At 70.2% G+C, this 1,232-nt stretch carries 1 protein-coding gene; it reads right to left on the bottom strand.

From position 1 onward, the window contains the following. Window positions 1-1,232 (bottom strand): gamma-glutamyltransferase family protein (locus tag ACOADB_RS01040; RefSeq protein WP_378596067.1); only part of this gene is annotated, 1,232 nt, incomplete at both ends.

The following is a 1,232-nucleotide window of genomic DNA, read 5'->3' on the forward strand; positions in this document are numbered from 1 at the left end:
GCTCGTTGTTGAGGATGAAGCCACGATCGGGCACCACGATGCCCGATCCGCCAGTCTGCTCGATCGTCAACGTGTAGGCGACAACATTGCCCCAGCGGTCGGCGGTCGTCAGGTGCGTGGTGGAGAGGTTCTCTGTGTCGGCGTCGGCGGTCGACACCGATGCCGCGGTACCACAGAGTCCGTCGTACGACGTCACGTCGCCAGCAGGCACCGGCTTGGTCGCCGCGACCGCCGGGTCGATCTCGCAGGCCCGTTCCTTGGCGAAGGTGTCGTCGAGCAACTGCGCGGTGGGTACGTCGACGTGGGCCGGGTCGCCGACGTACTTCCCACGATCGGCGAACGCGAGCGCGGTCGTCTCGAGGTAGTGGTGGAGCGCGTCGACGGGTGCCAACCCACCGACGTCGAACTGCTCGAGGATGTTGAGGGACTCGCCGACCGTCGTACCGCCGGACGAGGACGGCGCCATGCCGTAGACGTCGTGGCCGCGATAGGAGACGTGGGTCGGCTCCTGGACCAGGGCTTCGTAGCCGGCGAGGTCCTCGGTCGTCATGCTGCCGGGCGGCGCGGGGAGGTCGGTGTCACCGCTCAACGGCGGGTGCTGGACGTTCTCGGCGATCTCGCCGGCCAGCTGTCCGTCGTAGAACCAGTCGGTGCCCCGGGCGCCCAGGAGCCGGTAGGTCCTGGCCAGGTCGGGGTTGCGGAACAGGCTTCCGACGGCCGGCACGCCATCGGCGAGGTAGAGGTCAGCGGTGCTGGAGAAGGTGCGGAAGCGGTGGGCGTTCTCGGCGGTCTGCAGGTGGAAGGTGTCGTCGACGACGAAGCCGCGTTGGGCAAGGCCGGCAGCGGGCTTGAGCGCGTCCTTGAGCGACAGGCTGCCCCACCGGTCGAGGGCCTCCTGCCAGGTGGCCGGGGTGCCGGGGACGCCGACCGAGACGCCACTGGTGACCAGGTCCGGGCTGAACCGGTACGGCGTCCCGGTCGCCGGGTCGATGAAGGCATCCGACTGCATGGCCGCAGGTGCCGTCTCGCGACCGTCGATCGTGGTGACCTCGCCGGTGGCCGCGTCGTAGTGGACGAAGTAGCCGCCACCGCCGATGCCGGCGCTGTAGGGCTCGGTCACGCCCAGCGCGGCCGCAGTCGCGACGGCCGCGTCGACGGCGTTGCCACCACGCTCCAGGACCTCCAGGCCAATCGCGGACGCATCCGGGTCGACGGAGCTGACGGCGCCGCCG

It is taken from the genome of Nocardioides sp. CPCC 206348 (assembly GCF_048654705.1).
Taxonomy (GTDB): domain Bacteria; phylum Actinomycetota; class Actinomycetes; order Propionibacteriales; family Nocardioidaceae; genus Nocardioides.